Origin of the sequence: Calothrix sp. CCY 0018 (assembly GCF_963920925.1) — a bacterium.
GTDB lineage: Bacteria > Cyanobacteriota > Cyanobacteriia > Cyanobacteriales > Nostocaceae > Rivularia.
This window is the reverse complement of sequence record NZ_CAWUDI010000002.1, coordinates 213,445-232,627: the sequence shown is the minus strand read 5'-3', so window position 1 is coordinate 232,627 and position 19,183 is coordinate 213,445. Positions and strand designations below refer to the sequence as shown.

Below are 19,183 nucleotides of genomic sequence, written 5' to 3'. Positions count from 1 at the left end.
CGTAAGTAATTAACAATGAAGCGACAATTCGTAAACGAGATTATCGAAATACTTTTAATAAACGTTTTATCAAATAAAACTACTTATTAATTGCTTTGATGACGCTTAACTTATAACGTCGCTTCTATTATTGAACGGGAACTTATAGGAGCTTAGAAAGTTTTTTTATCCTAACCGAGTCAACAGTTAACTGTCTACATAATGGCAAATAAGGAAAGTATGTCTCGCAATATATACAATATATAGAACATACTTTTTTATGAATACGAAGATGAAAAAAGTATTGCCATAACAGTTTATAGATTAATTACTCTTCTATAAACGCAGTTTCCTAAACTCCTATATTTTTTTTGTTTTGCTATCAATCAATAAAGTTGTTGAAACTTGATATCAAGTTACCAATCTTTATTAATAGAAGCTTCAACTAATTTTGTTCATTGCTTCGTATCCGGTTTACATCAAGAATGTAACCTCTACGGCTAAAGGATAACTTCAGTAGGATTATGGAATTAAGTGCCAAAAATGTAAAAATATTATCCGAGATAACACTGAAGGGAAGAGGGGGAAGAGGGGGTAGAGGGGGTAGAATTAATAACTGGTAACTGCTCACTGTTCACTGCTCACTGACTATGTTCCAAGCTACTCGTCGTCGTCTTGCTATTTGGTATACTGCCGTAACGGCCGTGTTATTGCTGGTGTTTGCTAGTGGAGTTTATTTTTATGTACGCAATACTTTGATTGAGCGGATTGACGATACGTTGAATCATGTAGTGGAAGTTGTAGAGCGATCGCTTGTTATCGAAGCTGTATCGAATAACGGTCAATTCAAAGTTAATTTAGAAGCGAGTTTCCGTGATGATACGGATAAAAATGAAGATGACCGTATAGATTTGGAATGGTTTAGCCCTACTGGTAAGTTACTTTGGTCAACTTTATCTGAACCATTAAATATACCTATTCATTCCAATCCTATGGGTGAAACTGTTCGGGTGGTGAGAGGGGGAGAGATGGGGCGATGGAAAGTGTCCGTAGACAAGGGGAAAAGGGGAGGACACTTCCGTGCGGGGGTTCAAAGCGTTGAGGAAAGTGTCCGTAGACAAGGGGAAAATGTAGGTGGGCTTTCTGAGCCAATGCTGTTGCGGCAAGTGACTCAAAGAGTGGAAGTTGGACGACAAGTTTTGGGATATCTGCGGGTAAGCCATCCTTGGTTTGAAGTGACAAAACCTAGCCGTCAGTTAATTGTGGATTTGGGTTTGGGTATTAGCTTGATGTTAGTTTCTGTTGCAACTAGCGGGTGGTTTCTTGCTGGATTAGCAATGCAACCCATAAGAGAGTCCTATCAACATCTCAAGCAGTTTACCGCAGATGCTTCTCACGAACTTAGAAGTCCGATCGCATTAATTCAAACTAACGTACAGGTTGCTTTGGATGAGTTGGAAGTAACGCAAGCACAAGGGATTTATGTAGAACATTATCAACAACAGTTAAAGTTAATAGAACGATTAACTCAACGTCTTGGTAAGTTAGTCAATGATTTGCTATTTTTGGCTCGTCAAGATAGCGGAATTACCAGCTACGAATTTTCTTCTTGCCCTATTGACGCTTTGCTAATGGAAGTAGTCGAAGAACAACAGCTGTTTGCTAAGTCAAAAAATATTGCTTTATTGTTACATTTAATTGATTCTCCCGAAACCGAAATTAATCCGGAATTACTTGAAGATTGGTTTACCTTGATGGGTAATTGGGAGCAATTAGCACGTTTATTTACTAATTTAATTAGCAACGCTTTACGCTACACCCAGGAAAACGGGAGAGTAGAAGTTGAATTGTCGCGCATGGAAATTGTAAATCGTTCGGTGCTGCAAGTGAAGGTTAAAGATAACGGTATTGGTATTCCATCTGAAGCTTTACCGCGCTTGTTTGACCGTTTTTACCGAGTAGATCCAGCACGCAGCCATACATCGGGAAACACTTTGACTAAAAATACTCACGGTTCTGGTTTGGGACTACCTATCTCTAAGGCAATTCTGGAAAACCATCAAGGACAAGTGCAATTTGAAAGCGTTCTTGAAAAAGGTACAACAGTTACCGTCACTTTGCCAATTATTCCTGAGTCTTAATTCTGAACGCTAAAAATGTTTCGGCTGGTGGATGCAATTTGTTTCTAGTGGCAGATGTGGATGAGTAACTGTACCTATTAAGGTGGTTGATGAAGCTTAAAGGATAAAAATAATCATCGAATCAGTAGCAGTTTGATGCAAAAAGTAGAAAACAAATGATTTTTCTATTGATTCTTAATCTTTGATAATTTGATAATTTTTTTAGATTATCTAGATTATTTAGATTAATTCCACAAATTGCCAATTTACTTTTGATGATAATTTATTCAGCTAAATATAAATAAAAATAAAGCTTTCAGGAGAATTGAATGCCTATTAGTTTAAGAGAAGATGTTGCCTTTATTATACTCAAGAAAATTAAAGAAGGCGGTGACAAAATTCACGAAATTGGCTTCACCGAAACTGATTTTACAGGTAGAGGATTGACACAAAGTGACTTCATGGGTCATTTGGATTACTTAAATCAAAAGCAGTATATCCAAGCAAAGTTTTCGGGTAATGCATACGCAAATCAGGAAGATGTCCCCGATCTAATAAACTCAGATGAAGTTGGAGTTAGAGTCGCAAATACTTTAGGTGCCGAAGATGGCCCTCTTCCACATCTAATCAAATTTGAAGAGGCAAAATTAACAGATAAAGGGAAAAAGTTACTCGAAAGAATGGAGGAAAATCCTCCTCAAGCTTTAGATCAAGGTCCCGCAAGTCCAATAGCTACAAAAGATATGCCTTTCTTAGAAAAGGTAATGCTTAAAGGTGGTTTAAATGATATTTTCGATGCTAGAGATATTAGCGAAGTGGTATTTCGGGTAATGCGCGACCTAATGACTACAGAAGCAGCCGATCGCGTTGCTGAGGAATTGCACGAACCAGCAGAACCTACAAAAGATAAAGCCCTACAAATGGAAATTGTAGAGCTTTGGAAAGATACGAATCCAATTGTCGGATTTTTAAGTCGGGTACGTCCACCTTGGCAAGGTCCCGGTATCTTTAAAATTGACTCTGACCGTTTCTTATTCCGAGTCGCAAACGAAGGTGGAATGCCAAAAGATGTAGACCGCGAACAAGTTGTTAAGGCTATTTTCTCTGCCACAAAAGATGAGTTATCAGAAGAAAGAATTCAGGAGATAGCTAAATGGCTACCCGATCGAATTCTTGAACTGTGGAAAGCAGCTTAATTTTAAGTGTTAGGAGTTAGGAGTTAGGAGTTAGGAGTTAATTCCTAGCTCTTATTTTTTTAGTCTTTTTCCCTATTCAGTAAAAATTATCTTAACTGAGCTTAGACCATTCCCTTATCCTATTTTTAAGTCCTTGCTAAGATAGCCCATTTATCTTTCTTTCGTCATATATATCATCAAGAATATTTGGCAAATCCTCAGTTCTTGCACCATTACCGTTAAGCCCAAACACCCACCTTGTAAGCCGGAGGCTTTCTAGCCCGCACGCTCCGCGTGAACGCAGAGAAATCAGTTTCAAGGCTTATATACAAAGTGCGTTAAAATTCACATCTTGCACCATTCTCGTCTTTGCCCTAATTCCCGCCTCGGAATCAATTCCGAGGCTAATATACAAAGTACGTTAAAACGCACTAAAAGCCTCTCCTAGTCAGATTTATCTGACTTTGTTTATGAGCCTGGGAATTTATTCCAAGGCGGTATTGAGAATGGTGTAAGAAATACAAGAAGTAAATTAAGCCATCAGTAACTTCAAATAGCTTTTTCGCAACTTCTAGTAATTCCCTCAGCATCTTTGTGTTAGATTATGCTTTTTTTCAAGCATTACACCAACAATATCAGAACAAGTTTGTGGTTGGGAGTTAGGAGTAACTAAAGTCAAAGGTTAAAGGAAAAGGTTAAAATTCTCCTTGTCCCCTTGTCTCCCAATCCCCAATTCCCAATTCCCAAATCAGCTTTTTTTCATCATTTGAGTAACTCGATCGCGCAATAGCAATTCCTTTCTACTATCTTCAAGGGTTTTTGCTAAAGTAATCGCTCTTTCATAAAAGTTACGGGCTGTGGAATATTTACCAAGCTTTTCATATATTTGAGCGTAGGATTCAAAGGAATTTAGTTGCTCGCGGGGGCTTCTTAAGTATGAGGCGATCGCCAACCGTTTTTCTAATAATTCAATTGCACTATTGTACCGACCTACCGAACTATGAGCAGCTACTAATCCATCGATTGCTCGTAATTGATTAATATTATCTCTTGATGCTTGAGCAAGTCTTAAAGCGGCTCCATAAGTATCAATTCTGTCTTGATAACTACCAACTATTTGGTAAGCTTCACCTAGATTATTTAAGGTGTTTGCTTCACCTATGGGATTACCAACTTTTCGTCGATAATTAAGAGCGTTTTTGTACAGTTTAATTGCTTTATTATAATCTCCTACCCTTGCTGCGGATAATCCCAAATTACTTAAGGATATTCCGTAACCTTCACTACTACTAAGGTTTTGAGCAATTGTTAATGCTTGCTCAAAAGTTTGAGAAGCGGTTTGAAATTCGCCTTTTTGTAGCAGCAAGGTTCCGATGTTATTTAGCGCAAAAATCTGACTTTGAAAGTCTTTGGTGTCGCGAGCGATCGCCAAACGTCTGCGAATTGCGTCCGACGCTTTTTTATACTGTTTTAACTCAATGTAACTTTTGCCTAAAAACTCGTAGGTTAAACCAAGTGCATTTAAGTCACCAATTGAATGGTAAATTTCTTTTGCTTGCAATAAAGAGTCAACTGCTTTGTTAGGATTTCCCTCGATATTTTGTCTTTCACCTAAACGCAACAAAGTATCTGCTTCATCCCTTGATTGCTGCAATACTTTTTTGTCAATTTGAGGATAATGTAGTTGTTCGGTAATATCAGCAGCAGTTACAGTTATGGGACTTAATAATAAGGAAAATAGTAAAAAACCAAAAGCCTTGTTAAGCTTTTTGGGAAATTGCTTCCGGGCACGATAGGATGATGATTGAAATTTGGCTGCTGCTAGTAGGTTCGATTGTTTCATATAGATTTACCGTAAAAAATTATTTTTAAGTAAAAACATTTACTTTAAACTAAATTACTACCAGCTTGATTCGTTGAATAAGCATTATTACGCAGATACAGGTTGAAGGAAATTTTCACCTAAATATATGGCACGAATGTCTGCTGGTAATTTTTCTTCTAGCATACGATAACCTTGTTGAAGAAAATTTGCTACCTCATTTGGAGAAATACCTTCTCCCTCAGCTTGCAAATAAGCTGCAATTCTCGTTTCGCTCCAGTGGAAGGTTTGAGCCATTAAGACTATCAATCTCAACATAGGTGGTAATTGGTCTAAAGACTGTTCTACATAGCACCACAGAGGCGGAGAAGTAGTTTTGAGGGAGTAATGAATACTTTCCGTAGGTGGTAGTTCTGTTTCATTGATACAGTAAGCAGTCATATTAATCAGCCAATTTTGTAAAGTCATGGCTGGTGCTTGTGGATCTGTACTTTCTAAATTCACCCCACCGACTTGGTAGTAAATATGTTTCCAAGTCATGGCGAACAAATAATCGGCTTGTACTGGCGATCGCGCTGAATGCATAATCAAAGTGTAGACGATCGGACTATATCGGCAAAAAATCGCCGTAAAGTATCTTCCAGCGTCTGGGTACTGTCCAAATAAATTTATCAGTTCTTGATCGCTTTTATGGAACAGTGACTTAACTAAAGGATGGTTGGATTCTGGGAAATGAGGAATTTGCACAGTCTTTTTTAGTCTATATTGCTAGAATTATTTGAGGGATGTATATTTTTCGTTAATCGCATAATATCTTGGTGTTGATGTATTTAGCACGAACATTTAGATTAAAAGTTTTCATAGATTAGAAGCACTGCTACTCGAACAACCCCTTCATTGCTGGGTAAAGCTAGAAAGCAGAAAGCACAAAGTAGGAAGTAGGAAGTAAGAAGTAGTAAAATATTGTTATTTTTACAGCTTTCATTAACTCTGCTTAGATTCTAAGGATACTGCGGTGCAGGAGTTCTCTCATAAAGTAAGTGTCCAGGATTTTAGAATAAATTTCTACTCTTGATTAACGAAGATAATGCCGGAGCGCATTGAATTCCCTGCATTAACAATCCCTGCACAAAAAACATCCGTTGTTAAAATCCAAAATAGATTCAATTCTTATATATTTACTAATTTGTTCATGGTTACACTAGTTGACGCGATCGCTTACGTTTTTACTCCGAATATTTTAGGTTCTTTTCTGCCGTTGGATAGCTTGTTTTCCACGCAAGGCATAATGGTGATGCTCCTAGCAGCTTATGCTGGAGCGATGTGGATGTTTCTCTCCAGCGCTCCAAAAGTACATACTATTATGGTTTCTGATTTAGAGGTAGCCCGAGATTTATATGAAGGGCTGTTAGACTTACCCGCAGCGGAAGTACCTTTGCACTATTATTACAATTACGAACAAACAATCGGCGCAACGGGAATCGATCCGATGTATTTAGGTAGCAGCCCTAGCTATCCAAGCAGGATGTCAAATGCTACTGAAGGACTTTGGTATCAACTTAAGAAAAATACTCAGCTACACGTAATCACTGGAGCTAGTTTGGGCACCAAAAATCAACAGCGTCACGTATGCTTTGATCGTGATTGTCTAGAAATGGTATTACTGCGAGTTGAAACACGAGGTTTAAAATTTAAAATTCGCAATCGCAAGCCACTGAATTTTTTGGTGAAAGATTACGACGGCAGAGTTGTTGAAATGGCAGAAGTCGCAAATTAATAAAGGGAGTTGGGAGTTAGGAGTAACTAAGGTTAAAAGTTAAAGGTTAAAGGTTTAATTTCTCCTTGTCCCCTTCTCTCCCCATCTCCCACTCTACTCCTGTTCCCCGTTCCCTATTCCCTATTCCCGATCAAAAATTCTTTCCAATCTCTCTACCAATTGTTCGGCTAAATCTAATAAATCAACTGTATCGCTGTCATCGCTAAAACTACAGTTAATTTTTGCAAAACTCGCACTTTCAACTAATACGGTTTTGATCGCAAATACTCGACTTTGCAATTCAGAAAGTCTCAGACAGTCTTCCAATTGAGCCGCAATTTCACAGAGCGATTTACCTTGCAACTGCTTTCTTACACTTACAGCTACCCAATTATCACTTTCTAAAAAAGTTGTTACCGATTCGACAAAATTGGTTTGCGTATTCTCATCTTCATCCCACTTTTCTAACCAATCTCCATCTACATCTTCAGCATATAAATAAGCTGCTTCGAGTCCGTATCTAACTATGTCATTTTGTAATTTTTGAGCCGCTTCTACTGATTCTATAAACTTATCTAATCTCTTTTTAGTGTCTATTGACATTTCTTTTACCATTATGACTCGAATTATTAAGAGATATTACCGATGCTTTAATTAGCTAATAATCAAAAACTAAAAACTAAAAGTTAAATAAATACCTGTTTCTAGATTATTGCTGTTGTAAAGCGTCACGTTAACTATTCGGTCTACAAAATCGGTTATACCGGGATTGTAGCTTAATAGCAATCCTTTATCTATCTTCCAAAAACGTAGTGTGGATTCCCAATTGTTAAATTTATCTTGAAAAAATTCTTCACTTAAGCTAGTAAGTTGAACGCAAAGAGGTGTATCGTATTTACTGCTTACAATAATATCGGTAGCCATTGAAAAGTCGGCAATATATCTTTTTACGACAGTGCCTCCACGACGTTGAATATTATCAATAACGGATGTAATTAAATCGGCATCATCTGCGGAAAATTCGCCAGACATTAATTTTTGTCTCCAAATGTAAAATTTAGAGTCATTTTCGCTCAACCATTTAGGAAACAAATAGCTGTACCAAAATTTCAAACTTGGTTTAAGAGCATCAAAAGCCATCTGCTGTTCTTCATAGGTTGGTAAAGATTTAACTTTAAGCCAAACTTCAGCATCTCTAATTACTTGTTCTAAAAATAAAATTACAAATTTCTTTGCAGTTAACGAACCAGGTTTTAAATCTTTTACCCAACGGTTTATCTCATCTAATCTTCTTGCTAAATTTGGGTCTACTATAGATGCTTCCCTTCTAAGATATTTTAACCTATTTTTGATATCTTTCGCTTGCAAAAAATGGTATCCCTCGCATCCTAACTTAAAATTTAGATTGATTTAGATTTTGATTACACACTATATATATAAATTAAAAAGGGTGCGTTAAGCAACTACATAACGCACCTGAAAGTGTAATTACTAAGACTGCTCCTCGATTTTTTCGGTAGTATTTTCTGGTTTGAGTAGGGGAAAGGCGATAACGTCGCGAATACTTGCCGCATCAGTTAATAGCATCACCAATCGATCGATACCAATACCCAATCCACCTGTAGGAGGCATCCCGTATTCTAATGCGGTGAGGAAGTCTTCATCCACACCTTGGGCTTCTAAATCGCCAGCTGCTTTCCTCGCAGCTTGCTCTTCTAAGCGTTGACGTTGGTCGATAGGATCTGTAAGCTCGGAGAAGCTATTAGCAGTTTCTCTTCCTACCATATATAATTCAAATCGTTCCACCAAACCGGGTTTAGAACGATGGGGTTTTGCTAAAGGCGAAATTTCAACGGGGAAATCAGTTACGAATGTAGGCTGAATGAGATTTTCTTCCACTTTTTGTTCAAAGGCTTCATTAAGAAGTTTACCCAAGGAAGGGCAATCATCTATACTTTCAATCCCAGCATTTTTACAGGCAGCTTTGGCTTCTGCTAAATTTTGTAAAGAATTAAAATCTACACCTGAATATTCTTTCACCAACTCGTGCATGGTGACTCTTCGCCAAGGGGGAGTCAAATCGACTTCAGTTCCTTGGTAATTAATTTTCAGCGTGCCGATAACTTCTTGCCCAACGGTAGTAATAATACCTTCCGTTAAATCCATCATATCGTTGTAATCGGCATAAGCTTGGTAAAGCTCAATGGTAGTAAATTCCGGATTGTGACGGGTTGAAATGCCCTCGTTGCGGAAAATTCTTCCTAATTCAAAAACTTTTTCAAACCCACCAACAATTAACCGCTTTAAATGAAGTTCGGTAGCAATGCGTAAATACAGCTGCATTTCCAGCGTATTGTGATAAGTGATAAACGGACGTGCATCCGCACCACCAGCTTCACCTTGCATTACCGGAGTTTCAATTTCAATAAATCCCCGCTCGTCTAAATAGCGGCGAATCCCAGCAGTAATCAAAGCGCGACGGCGAAAAGTTTGTCGCACTTCTGGGTTAACAATCAAATCCACATAACGCTGACGATAACGTTTGGTGATATCAGTTAACCCATGCCATTTGTCGGGTAAAGGCAACAGGGATTTAGTCAGGACAGTATATTGTTTAACGTAAACCGATAATTCGCCCTTTTCAGTCCGTTTTATAGTTCCCTTTGCTCCCAGAATATCGCCCATATCCGTAAGCTGTTTGAGATTTTTGAAAGCATCGGCATCCATATCCGCCATACTTTCAGAAATGCGCTTCTTCTCCAAATAAAGCTGAATAGTGCCAGTTTCATCCTGCAAAGTAAAAAACGCCAGCTTACCCATGACACGACGTGTCATTATTCTTCCGGCGATCGCCACTTCAAAATCAACTTCTTCACCGTTAGCGATATCGGCGAATTTCTCTTGTAATTCACCCGCGTGATGAGTTACTTCCCAGCTATAAGCATAAGGATTCATCCCCTGCTCTCGTAGCTGCTTTACTTTTTCTAGCCTCGTGGCACGGATATCTTCTTCCGACATGGTTTACGAACTTTCTGAGGGCAAGGTTTTATTATAGTTCTCTGCCCGCATTGTACATTGAGAATAGTCGGGATAAGTTTTTTCAATTAAACCCACCTCCGTGGGTTTTGCTTGTGTAGTATTTTTTATTTCCCCTCGATCAATCGCGTTTAATTTGATTAATTTCTTGCTGTAATTCTTCTATTTGTCGCCGCAATTTATCAATTTCTTCGTTTTGATTAGCTTCAGGTTTGACTTCAACTGCACCCTCCGAGGCTTCTTTGCGATAATTTCCTCTTTTAATTTCTGCATATTCTTGAGATACAGCCCATTTTCTTAGAAAATCTACTCTTTCAACTGCAAAAGGATGACTGAGCATTACCCCTTGAGCGCCGTTATACATTAAAAATTTATACACTTGATTGAGTCCATCTTCGTCAAGTGCTTGATAATTTTCCGACTGACGAATAAATTCCTGTAAACTACATTCATTGGCATATTTATTACTACCGCCAGAAATTTTCATCATTGAAGACATAACTGTTGTTAAGTCATCTGTAACCAATAATGCGGCTCTATCTGCTGTTAACTCGGCTTTGCGTCGCCATTCAAAAAAAGCAAAAATCAAACCGCTGCTAACTATGTTACCAATCCCAAAAGTTAGTTCCCCGACAATAGAGGCGGCATTCATCGCCCACATCGCCATTTGAATTAAAATAGTATGACCGCACTTAATATGTCCTAACTCGTGGGCTAGCACAGACCTAATTTCGGCTTCGTTGAGTAAATCCAAAATTCCCGTGTTGATGACGATGTAAGGATGCTCCTGTCCCAAAGCATAACTATTTGCAACGGGATTTTGCTCGACAAACAGTTTGGGTTCTGGATAAATATCCAAATCTCGCACGCATTCCCGAAATATCTGGTAAATAGTTGAATATTGTCGCGGTCCGACTTCAATGGTGTTACCCATTAGATAAACTAATTGCGGACGTTCGTAGACAAATTCTACAAATTTACGGGCAAGAAAATCAAACCCTGGTAAACCTCTTAAAGATTCTTCGGCTTGACGATCTAAGGGATGTCTAAAAGCTTCGGCTGAAATTCCTTTATAAGTTGGCATAATTGCAAGAGTAATTAGCTATTTATTAGCAATAAGGGATAGAGTAAAAGCGTAATTCGGGTTCTGGCTGCTTCTGTACCGAACTACGTTACATATAAAAAATGTTTAATCGTCTGTAGTGTAACAATTCGGTACTATGTGCCGCCCTAAAACTAGCAAAATAATATAAATATAGATAAGAACTGTTGTAGGAGAACTGTTTAAAATTCTGGAGTTAAACAATTAACTTTCATATTTAACTAAAAACTAAAAGCTAAAAACTTACTTTACTATGTATGGGATTTAAAGCGCGTGATTGAAGCTGAAGTTCATTTATCACTACATAACTTCCTGCGATCGCAGGCAGGTTTTCCTTCTTGGCCGCATCATTTGACGATGGCGCGGTTGGTAGCACGAGCCTTGAGGGTGGGACGTAGCGCCTTAATTCAAGTGGGAGCGGCTTGTGGTTATCAAGGGCAGTATCGTACTAGTTTTGTGGCTTCGGCTTTGATGTGGCACGGGGCTGTAATTATTGTGGCAAATCGAGCAGTACAGCAGCGTTTGTTACAGGTGGAAATTCCCAGACTACAAAAGTGGTTAAAAGTCAATAAACCTATAATAGTTGCCGATATTTTCCCCTCTGATGATTTCAAGGGAATTCTCATGGTGTCTCCCCAAGCTTGGTTGGAAGCACAGTTGAGTTCTAATAATAATTTTCCTGCCAATATTCCCACAATTATTGACGGTGTGGATGATTTAGAAGATTGGATACGCAAACAGTTAACTGTCAGTATTGAATCCTACGATTGGGAACAGTTAATGTTGGCTTGCCCTTCGTTTGCCGAAGAAATTCGCACTATGAGGGTGCAGTTGACGCGCGAAATCTTTCAACATCCCGCAAATCCTTACGAATGTTACTTAATATCGGAACCTGAAGAAGAAATTTTATGCCGGACTTATTCAAGTTTAGAGTTAAATAGCCTTCCTGAATCTTGGAAGAAGTTTTGGCAATTATTTAGAACCAGACATGAAACTTTTTCCCCTAACAAATCTTCGCCTTCTCCTCCTTTACTTTGGGCTACTATTAATCGCCGTCAAGGTTTATTTTCCCTACATTGCGCCCCGATTGAATTAGCATCAATTCTCTCGCCGATTTGGCAGCGACAACCCGTAGTGTTAATTGGTTCTGCTTTAGAACCAGATACTGAAGCTACATTATTTCGTCAGCGTTTGGGATTGGGCGATTTGACTTGTCTAAAATTCTCTTCGGATAATCAAACCCAAGCCATTCAACTTTACATACCTAATAAATTACCCTTACCCAATACCCCAGAATTTAAACCCGTCTTTATTGATCAAGTTCGTCAGATGGTATGTTTGAGTGCAACATCACCTGGCTTAACCGTAATTTTAGTAGGAGATGTACCCTTGAAAGCTCAATTAGGAGCAATTTTGGCTTCTGAATTTGGTTCGCGGGTACAGGTAGATAAAACTTGTTTGGATGAAAATGGTATTTTAGTTTGCGGTTGGGAATTTTGGCGCGAAAATCAAAGAGTTTTACCATCGCCGCAAATGTTAATTATTTCAACTTTACCCCTACCGTCTTTAGAAGATCCATTGGTGGCTGGTAGAGTTGCTTATTACAAGCATTCCCATCAAGATTGGTTCCGCTTATATTTGTTACCTACAGCATTAAATGAGCTACAGCGAGCGGTAGCCCCAGCCAGAGATTCAAGCAGCGTAGTGGCTTTGCTTGATAGTCGGGCAATTTACCGCAGCTACGGCGCTCAAGTTCTTGCAGCCTTAAGTCCCCTTTCACGGATAAATTATTTAGATCCAAATTTGTTTTCTACGTTAGAAGAAGAAACTTGAATCAGTTAGCAATTAACAGTTATCAGTTATCAATTATCAGCAAAAAAATTGCCCTCTTTCTAAGGGCTTGTACTGGTTATTTATTGTTCATTGTTCACTGTTCACTGATTAATAAGCTAGGGTTTCTAAAGTTTCTCTTAAATATCGCTGTACTTGCTCGTCTAAGATTATTTGTCCAAAATCTTCGTCAGATTGCATTCGTTCCATTTGCCAGCGTTGAAAACCCGAACTAATCGCGATCGCCTGCTTCAAATTATTCCAAATCTCTGTATCGCCTTTTAAATTGCCATCACTTTTGACTGTAAAACTAGTCATGATTATTCAATCCTCTATTTAACTTTTTTAATTTGTGCAGAATATATTGTGATTTATTTTGATTAAATTGCTTGTGTTCTGAACTATACTTCAATATAAGGAGCTATACCGTCTATTAATGCCAATTTACAGATTTATTATCTTAATATTTTAAAGTTTAGTTTACCCGCGCTACAAGAGAATTAGGCAGTAATTAGATTAAGGTTTTATTCCATACTTTTTCAAAGTAGTGCTTCGCTTACGGACATTTCTGTTGTCCTTGTTACTAAAACAAATATTTTTTTCATAAATTTTACGGTCTTTTCCCCTGCTCCTACTCCCTAATAAAAAATATGTAGAGATCAAAGCAAAGTCTAAAATCTCTACATATTTTAATTTGGGTAATTTTATATTGGCGTATGGACTGTTATAGGCTAAGGCAACTAGGGGTAATAAATACCTAAGTTGCCTAGCTCGACTATGACACCGTTGTCTACTCACTATCTTGCCATTGCAAGAGTGCGACGTTTAGTCACCATTTGATAACCTTCAATCACATCACCATCTTCCCAACTATTGAATTTATCAACGCCGATACCACATTCATAACCGGAATTGACTTCGCGCACGTCTTCTTTCATCCGCTTGAGCGAATCAAGGGCACCTTCAAATACTGTGTTGTTACCGCGACGTACTCTCACTTTACAGTTACGAAGCAACTTGCCAGATTGAATGTAGCAACCGGCAACAGCGCCGCCGCCCACTTTGAAGACTGCACGTACTTCTGCTTGTCCTAAATGTTCTTCGACTAATTCTGGCTCCAGCAAACCTTCCAATGCATCTTGGATGTCTTCTAAGAGTTTGTAAATGATGTTGTATTCTCGTACATCTACACCAGCTTCGTCTGCTGCTTGTCTTGCACCACTAGCAAATGTGGTATTGAAGCCGATAATTACGGCACCACTAGCTGCTGCAAGGTCAATATCTGTCTGGGTAATTTCTCCCGGAGCAGATAGCAACATCCGAATATGTATTTCGTTTTGCGGAATTTGTTTGAGCGAACCCAAAATAGCTTCCACAGAACCCTGCACGTCTCCTTTCAGGATTAAGTTGAGTTCTTTTAACTCGCCTTCTTGTGCTTGTGCTGAAATACTTGTCAAAGTTACGCGCCCTCCCTGCATCAAGCGGGATTGACGTATTACTTCGGCTCGTTCGTTGGCAAGTAACCGTGCTTCTTTCTCATTCTTGAAGACTTCAAAATCATCTCCTGCGAACGGTACGTCATTTAAGCCCAATACTTCTACAGCAAAGGAAGGACTCGCAATGTCTACCCGTTGGCTTCTATCATCAACCATTGCTCTAACTTTTCCGAAGACGGAACCAGCTACGAGGATATCTCCTACGTGTAAGGTACCGTTCTGAATCAACAAGGTTGCAACCGCGCCTTTTGCTTTATCCAAATGAGCTTCGATGACGGTTCCTTTCGCCGAACGCGCTGGGTTGGCTTGGAGGTCTTCAACTTCGGAAACCAGCACAATCATCTCTAAAAGCGTATCTAGGTTTTCCCCATTAATGGCGCTGACGGGAACCATGATTGTGTCGCCACCCCATTCTTCTGCTGTCAAACCATACTGAGTTAACTCTTGCTTAACTCTATCTGGCTGTGCGGCTTCTTTATCAATTTTGTTGATTGCGACAATAATCGGCACTTCCGCAGCTTGAGCGTGCTTGATTGCTTCAATTGTCTGAGGACGAACGCCGTCATCTGCTGCCACTACCAATATGGCAATGTCAGTTACCCGCGCTCCCCTTGCCCGCATTGCTGTAAAGGCTTCGTGACCGGGAGTATCTAAGAAGACAATCTGCTGCTCTTTACCATCATGTTCTATATCTACATGGTAAGCGCCGATGTGCTGGGTAATACCTCCTGCTTCTCCGGAAGCAACCTTACTTTTGCGAATCGAGTCGAGTAGGGTTGTTTTACCGTGGTCTACGTGACCCATAATTGTTACTACAGGCGGACGATGGAGCAGATGATCCATATCCTCCAAGTCAAGCATTTCCGTAACTTTACGGGCTTCTGCTTTCGGCTCTGGAGTATCTACTAATACTTCTAATTCTTCAGCTACATTGATGACTGTGGAAGTATCAAGACTTTGGGTAATACTAACTGCAATACCCTTCATGAACAAGATTTTAACAATTTCCGTATCTGGCATTGCCAAACCATCTGCCAATTCTTGTACGGTCATTGGGCCGCTAACGGTGATGAATTCAGGGCGCTGACGTTTCGCTTCTGTTTCTGCATTATTATTGTTGCCGCCGCCACCACCGCGCCGACGATTTTGGTCGCGAGAACCGGATTTTTTGATTTTGCTAGGTGCAGCAGGTGTTGGTGCTGCTGTTGGTTTGGAACTTTTTGGCTTGGGAGGACGAACTATAGCATTACTAACTGCTGAAGCGATAGTATCTGCTGCTTCGTCTTCGTCAAGTAGGTCTACCTCAAAATCATCTTCAGCCGCCATTGGCTTCAGACGCTTGTTTTTCGGAGCCTTAGCAGCTTTTGCTGCTTCTTTGGCTTCGTCAATAGCCTCCTCTTGCTTGGAGCGCTTTTTCTGACCTCTAGGTAAGCGAGGTGGAGTTGGACGCTTGAGTTCAACTACTTCATCAACAACATCATCATCTTGATTATCATCAACATCAGTTGACTCACTTATAGCTGCCGGTTTCGCCGGTCGGGAAGGCGATCTAAGTGGTGTTGATACGCTCGGAGGCGCTGATGAATCTTGACGTGCTTGCTTCCTCGGCCGTCCAACATCTGAAGGACTTCCACCAGGTAAAACTTTCTTGGGCTTTTGTGGTTTTTCTGTTTTCGATACTGGTGCAGCCGTTGTCGGACGCGCCGTTTTAACTGGTGCGTCTGCTGACACTGCCGGTACGTTTGATTCTTCGACGTTTGATTGTTCGACTTTATCCGCAGTCGGCTTACGACCTTGCGGTTTTGATTGAGTGCGATCGCGCTTGAGAACTGGTTTTTCGACAGCGCGATTATCTAAACCGGAATTTGGGTTTGCTGCCGCAGGTCTAGTTGGCGGCGCAGTTAGTTCGGGTGAGTTTGGTCTTTCCGGCTTGGATTTGGGTGAAACTAGTTTTTCTTGTTTGCTCAAAGCTGTTTTATTTGATTCTGAAGAGGGGGTGTATGCTGAATTATCCGTATTTGCAACGGATACAGAGTTATCTGGGGAGACAGGTACAGTTGGTGTCACTGGTTCCATCGGCGAGACTGAAGAATTATTTGATTGGGAAAGCACAACCGAGGCAGATGCACTGTGTTGATTTTTTAAATCATTTTGCGGTGGCTTAGAAGTAGAGTCAGCGCTATTGGAATTCTTCGATGGCTTTGGTTTGCTACGAATTTCCAATATTTGTGGTTTGTTGGGTGCAGAAGCACCATTGCCAGAACCCTTATTATTTGTACCATGTTTGGATAACCCCAAAGCGGTCACTTTTTCTGCTTGCGAGCGAATACGTTCTGCATCTGATTCTGTAATCGTGCTGCTATGACTTTTGACCGCGATATTGAGCTGATCGCAAATTGCTAATAGCTCTTTATTTTCCAAATTCAATTCCTTTGATAATTCGTAAATTCTGACTTTGCCGTTGTTCATCCACTCTTCCCCTATAATTTACAGTTTTAACGGATGGTTGCCAGCTTTTGCGACATCTCCATCCTTTGTTTACTGTGTAATGGTTGCCATTTTCAATTTGAAAAGGTTCCTCCGCTCGAAAGGAAAGAGAGATGTTACCGTTGGAAAGCTGGCATTTCCAAGCAGAGCGCCATATTGATTAACGCTCAAATGAGCAGTAATTGGCGTTCTTCTGTGCCAATATTTAATTTTTTGTTTTGAGTTTAGTGTTTTTGTTGGGTTTAACACACGATCCGCCTACAATGACTAAGTGAAGGCAAGTGCCCTCCTAGCTAAAAAGAGCCATGTGTCAATACTCATTTATAATGCCAGGTAAAACACGACCTTTACTAAAAGATAATTTAATTAACCATTAAAGCCGGATATGATTCCTCGACTGTAATCGCTTTTTTGCCGAAAGTACCCCCTATCTAAAGAATGAGTTAGGAAAAAGTTATTGTCAGGTATCGAGGGGAGATAATCGCTGCCACAATGTCTTATACAGTGTTTCTGGCACTGATGCACGTAATGCCCGTCCTAGCTTATTTTTTTTTTGAGCAACACTAAGGCAACTCGCGCTCGGACAAATATAGGCTGAACGCCCCATACCCCGATCTAATTGTACCTTTCCTGAAGGAAAGACGCGGACAATCCGCCAAAACTCATGTTTTAAACTGACTTTTCGGCAACTGATGCAACGCCTCCAATTTGGTTTCATTTTAACTAACTTTTAATTAACTATCTTACCTTTCAACTATTACCTCGTAAATTACTACTAATAAATTGTTTGATTCTCGGACTCAAATTCTTCTTGGATTTCCTCATATGAAGTTAATGGTAATTCAGAATTAACTTGTTGATTCTGAGCATTTAACTTGTCGGATTGCAGTCTCTCGGCTTCAAGTTGTTCTAATTTTTCAAGTTGTTCTAATTCTTCACGTTCTTCTAGTTCGTTAAGTTCAACTGCGTGCTGCGCCCTTGCTGCGGCGAATTTTGTATCTTCTGCTTCAAAATCATACTTGGCTTTGTCTTTGATATCTATTTTCCAACCTGTAAGTCTAGCAGCTAAACGAACGTTTTGTCCTTCTTTACCAATTGCTAAACTTAATTGGTCTTCAGCTACAAGTACGTGAGTTTGTCTGGTTTCTGGGTCCATAAGACGAACATCATCTACTCGCGCCGGACTCAAAGCGTTGGCAATATAAGTTGCTGGATCTGGGGACCAACGAATCACGTCAATTTTTTCACCGCGCAATTCATTTACTACTACTTGAATTCTAGAACCTCGCGCTCCAATACAAGCACCAACTGGGTCTACATCTCTGTCTAAGGTATCTACGGCTATTTTTGTTCTTGGTCCAACGTAAGAAGATGGAGGATTGGCTTCGCGAGCAACGGCTACAATTCGTACAACTTCATCTTCGATTTCCGGTACTTCGTTGGCAAACAGGTACACAACTAAACCGGCATCAGCCCTAGAAACTAGCAATTGCGGCCCTCGCTGTTGACCCCGCGAGACTTTTTTCAAATAGATTCGGAAAGTTGCACCAATACGGTAATTGTCGTTAGGTAACTGTTCGCGTTTGGGTAATTCCGCTTCTACTTCCGGCTGACCAAAACCGCTGTTCACGGCCATAATTACCGATTGTCTTTCAAAGCGCAGTACTCTTGCTTGCAGTACTGTTGCTTCTAAATCTTGGAACTCTTCCTGAATTAATTGTCGCTGCTGATCGCGTAGTTTCTGCGATAGCACTTGCTTGGTTTGCATGGCTGCCATGCGACCAAATTCTTTTTTGTCGGGGGTTACATCTACAACTACTTCTTGTCCCACTAGTTGCGCTGCATCATCGCCAAATTCTTCTACTTCTTTTATAACGTCTTTAAGCGCAATTTGATGGTCGGAATTTGTGACTTCTTCAACTATAGTTTTAGTCGAAACAACGCGAAATCCTTCGTCTTCAATATCAAGTTCTACTTCAAAATTTTCAAAATAATCTTCATCAAATTGCTTGCGGTCTAAATTTTGAGCGCGACGATAACGTTCGTAACCTTTAAGTAGTGCTTCTCTAATTGCCGATTGCACTGAGAGACGCGGTAAATTTCGCTCTCGACTTATACTTTCAATCAGTTCTTTTAATCCAAGTAATTTAAGCATTGACATAAGCTATCTCCTAAAAAAAATCACAATAGATAACATTCTATTTAAAGACGAAAAATAAACGGTGTGCGAAACCATACGGCTAATTGCTAGAAAGTAACGGTCAATTGGAAGGTTAGTTTAACAATCAAAGTTAACCATTAATACGAAGGCTTCCTTAGCAAAAAACCGCTCTTCTTCACAAGGGCGTAAAAAGCAGTCCTAATTAAAATTAGTCTCCCT

General features: G+C 39.8%; 14 protein-coding genes. 4 read left to right on the top strand and 10 right to left on the bottom strand.

What is annotated here, in order from left to right; translation table 11 throughout:
* Positions 1–629: 629 nt before the first annotated feature.
* Both ACM03V_RS02470 and ACM03V_RS02465 read left to right on the top strand, forming a co-directional pair.
* Positions 630–2,120 (top strand): sensor histidine kinase, encoded by a 1,491-nt coding sequence (locus ACM03V_RS02470; protein WP_414619159.1) that lies wholly within the window; start codon positions 630–632, stop codon positions 2,118–2,120.
* A 722-nt stretch (positions 2,121–2,842) separates the two neighbouring features.
* Positions 2,843–3,295: a DUF2267 domain-containing protein gene (locus tag ACM03V_RS02465; protein WP_414619201.1), complete on the top strand. Its 453-nt coding sequence runs from the start codon at positions 2,843–2,845 to the stop codon at positions 3,293–3,295.
* Positions 3,296–4,022: 727 nt separating this feature from the next.
* Here ACM03V_RS02465 and ACM03V_RS02460 read toward each other — a convergent pair.
* Together ACM03V_RS02460 and ACM03V_RS02455 are read right to left on the bottom strand one after the other, a co-directional pair.
* Positions 4,023–5,117 carry a tetratricopeptide repeat protein gene (locus ACM03V_RS02460; RefSeq protein ID WP_414619158.1) on the bottom strand — a complete coding sequence of 365 codons (1,095 nt, stop codon included), beginning with the start codon at positions 5,115–5,117 and terminating at the stop codon, positions 4,023–4,025.
* Between the two features lie 87 nt (positions 5,118–5,204).
* Positions 5,205–5,843, bottom strand: coding sequence for an RNA polymerase sigma factor (locus tag ACM03V_RS02455; protein WP_414619157.1), 639 nt, complete (start codon positions 5,841–5,843; stop codon positions 5,205–5,207).
* A 445-nt stretch (positions 5,844–6,288) separates the two neighbouring features.
* Between ACM03V_RS02455 and ACM03V_RS02450 the strand changes: the two genes are divergently transcribed.
* Positions 6,289–6,873, top strand: coding sequence for a glyoxalase-like domain protein (locus tag ACM03V_RS02450; protein WP_414619156.1), 585 nt, complete (start codon positions 6,289–6,291; stop codon positions 6,871–6,873).
* A 120-nt stretch (positions 6,874–6,993) separates the two neighbouring features.
* Here the strand turns inward: ACM03V_RS02450 and ACM03V_RS02445 are convergent, their stop codons facing one another.
* The 4 genes from ACM03V_RS02445 to ACM03V_RS02430 form a co-directional block, all read right to left on the bottom strand.
* Positions 6,994–7,455, bottom strand: a complete 462-nt coding sequence (locus tag ACM03V_RS02445) for a hypothetical protein (protein ID WP_414619155.1) — start codon at positions 7,453–7,455, stop codon at positions 6,994–6,996.
* Between the two features lie 69 nt (positions 7,456–7,524).
* Positions 7,525–8,220: a hypothetical protein gene (locus ACM03V_RS02440; RefSeq protein WP_414619154.1), complete on the bottom strand. Its 696-nt coding sequence runs from the start codon at positions 8,218–8,220 to the stop codon at positions 7,525–7,527.
* Positions 8,221–8,343: 123 nt separating this feature from the next.
* Entirely contained in the window at positions 8,344–9,870 is a 1,527-nt protein-coding gene (gene lysS, locus ACM03V_RS02435; RefSeq protein WP_414619153.1) for a lysine--tRNA ligase, read from the bottom strand.
* Between the two features lie 139 nt (positions 9,871–10,009).
* Positions 10,010–10,972: a M48 family metallopeptidase gene (locus ACM03V_RS02430; RefSeq protein WP_414619152.1), complete on the bottom strand. Its 963-nt coding sequence runs from the start codon at positions 10,970–10,972 to the stop codon at positions 10,010–10,012.
* A gap of 291 nt (positions 10,973–11,263) precedes the next feature.
* Between ACM03V_RS02430 and ACM03V_RS02425 the strand changes: the two genes are divergently transcribed.
* A complete protein-coding gene (locus ACM03V_RS02425; protein WP_414619151.1) occupies positions 11,264–12,823 on the top strand; it encodes an ATP-dependent DNA helicase in 1,560 nt (519 codons plus the stop codon).
* A 108-nt stretch (positions 12,824–12,931) separates the two neighbouring features.
* On the opposite strand, the gene ACM03V_RS02420 is transcribed toward ACM03V_RS02425, so the two are convergent.
* From ACM03V_RS02420 to nusA, 4 genes are all read right to left on the bottom strand, one after another.
* Positions 12,932–13,138: a hypothetical protein gene (locus ACM03V_RS02420; RefSeq protein WP_414619150.1), complete on the bottom strand. Its 207-nt coding sequence runs from the start codon at positions 13,136–13,138 to the stop codon at positions 12,932–12,934.
* Positions 13,139–13,617: 479 nt separating this feature from the next.
* Entirely contained in the window at positions 13,618–16,785 is a 3,168-nt protein-coding gene (gene infB / locus ACM03V_RS02415) for a translation initiation factor IF-2 (protein WP_414619149.1), read from the bottom strand.
* A gap of 478 nt (positions 16,786–17,263) precedes the next feature.
* Positions 17,264–17,521 (bottom strand): YlxR family protein, encoded by a 258-nt coding sequence (locus ACM03V_RS02410; protein ID WP_414619148.1) that lies wholly within the window; start codon positions 17,519–17,521, stop codon positions 17,264–17,266.
* Positions 17,522–17,578: 57 nt separating this feature from the next.
* Positions 17,579–18,958, bottom strand: coding sequence for a transcription termination factor NusA (gene nusA, locus ACM03V_RS02405; protein WP_414619200.1), 1,380 nt, complete (start codon positions 18,956–18,958; stop codon positions 17,579–17,581).
* Positions 18,959–19,183 lie beyond the last annotated feature (225 nt).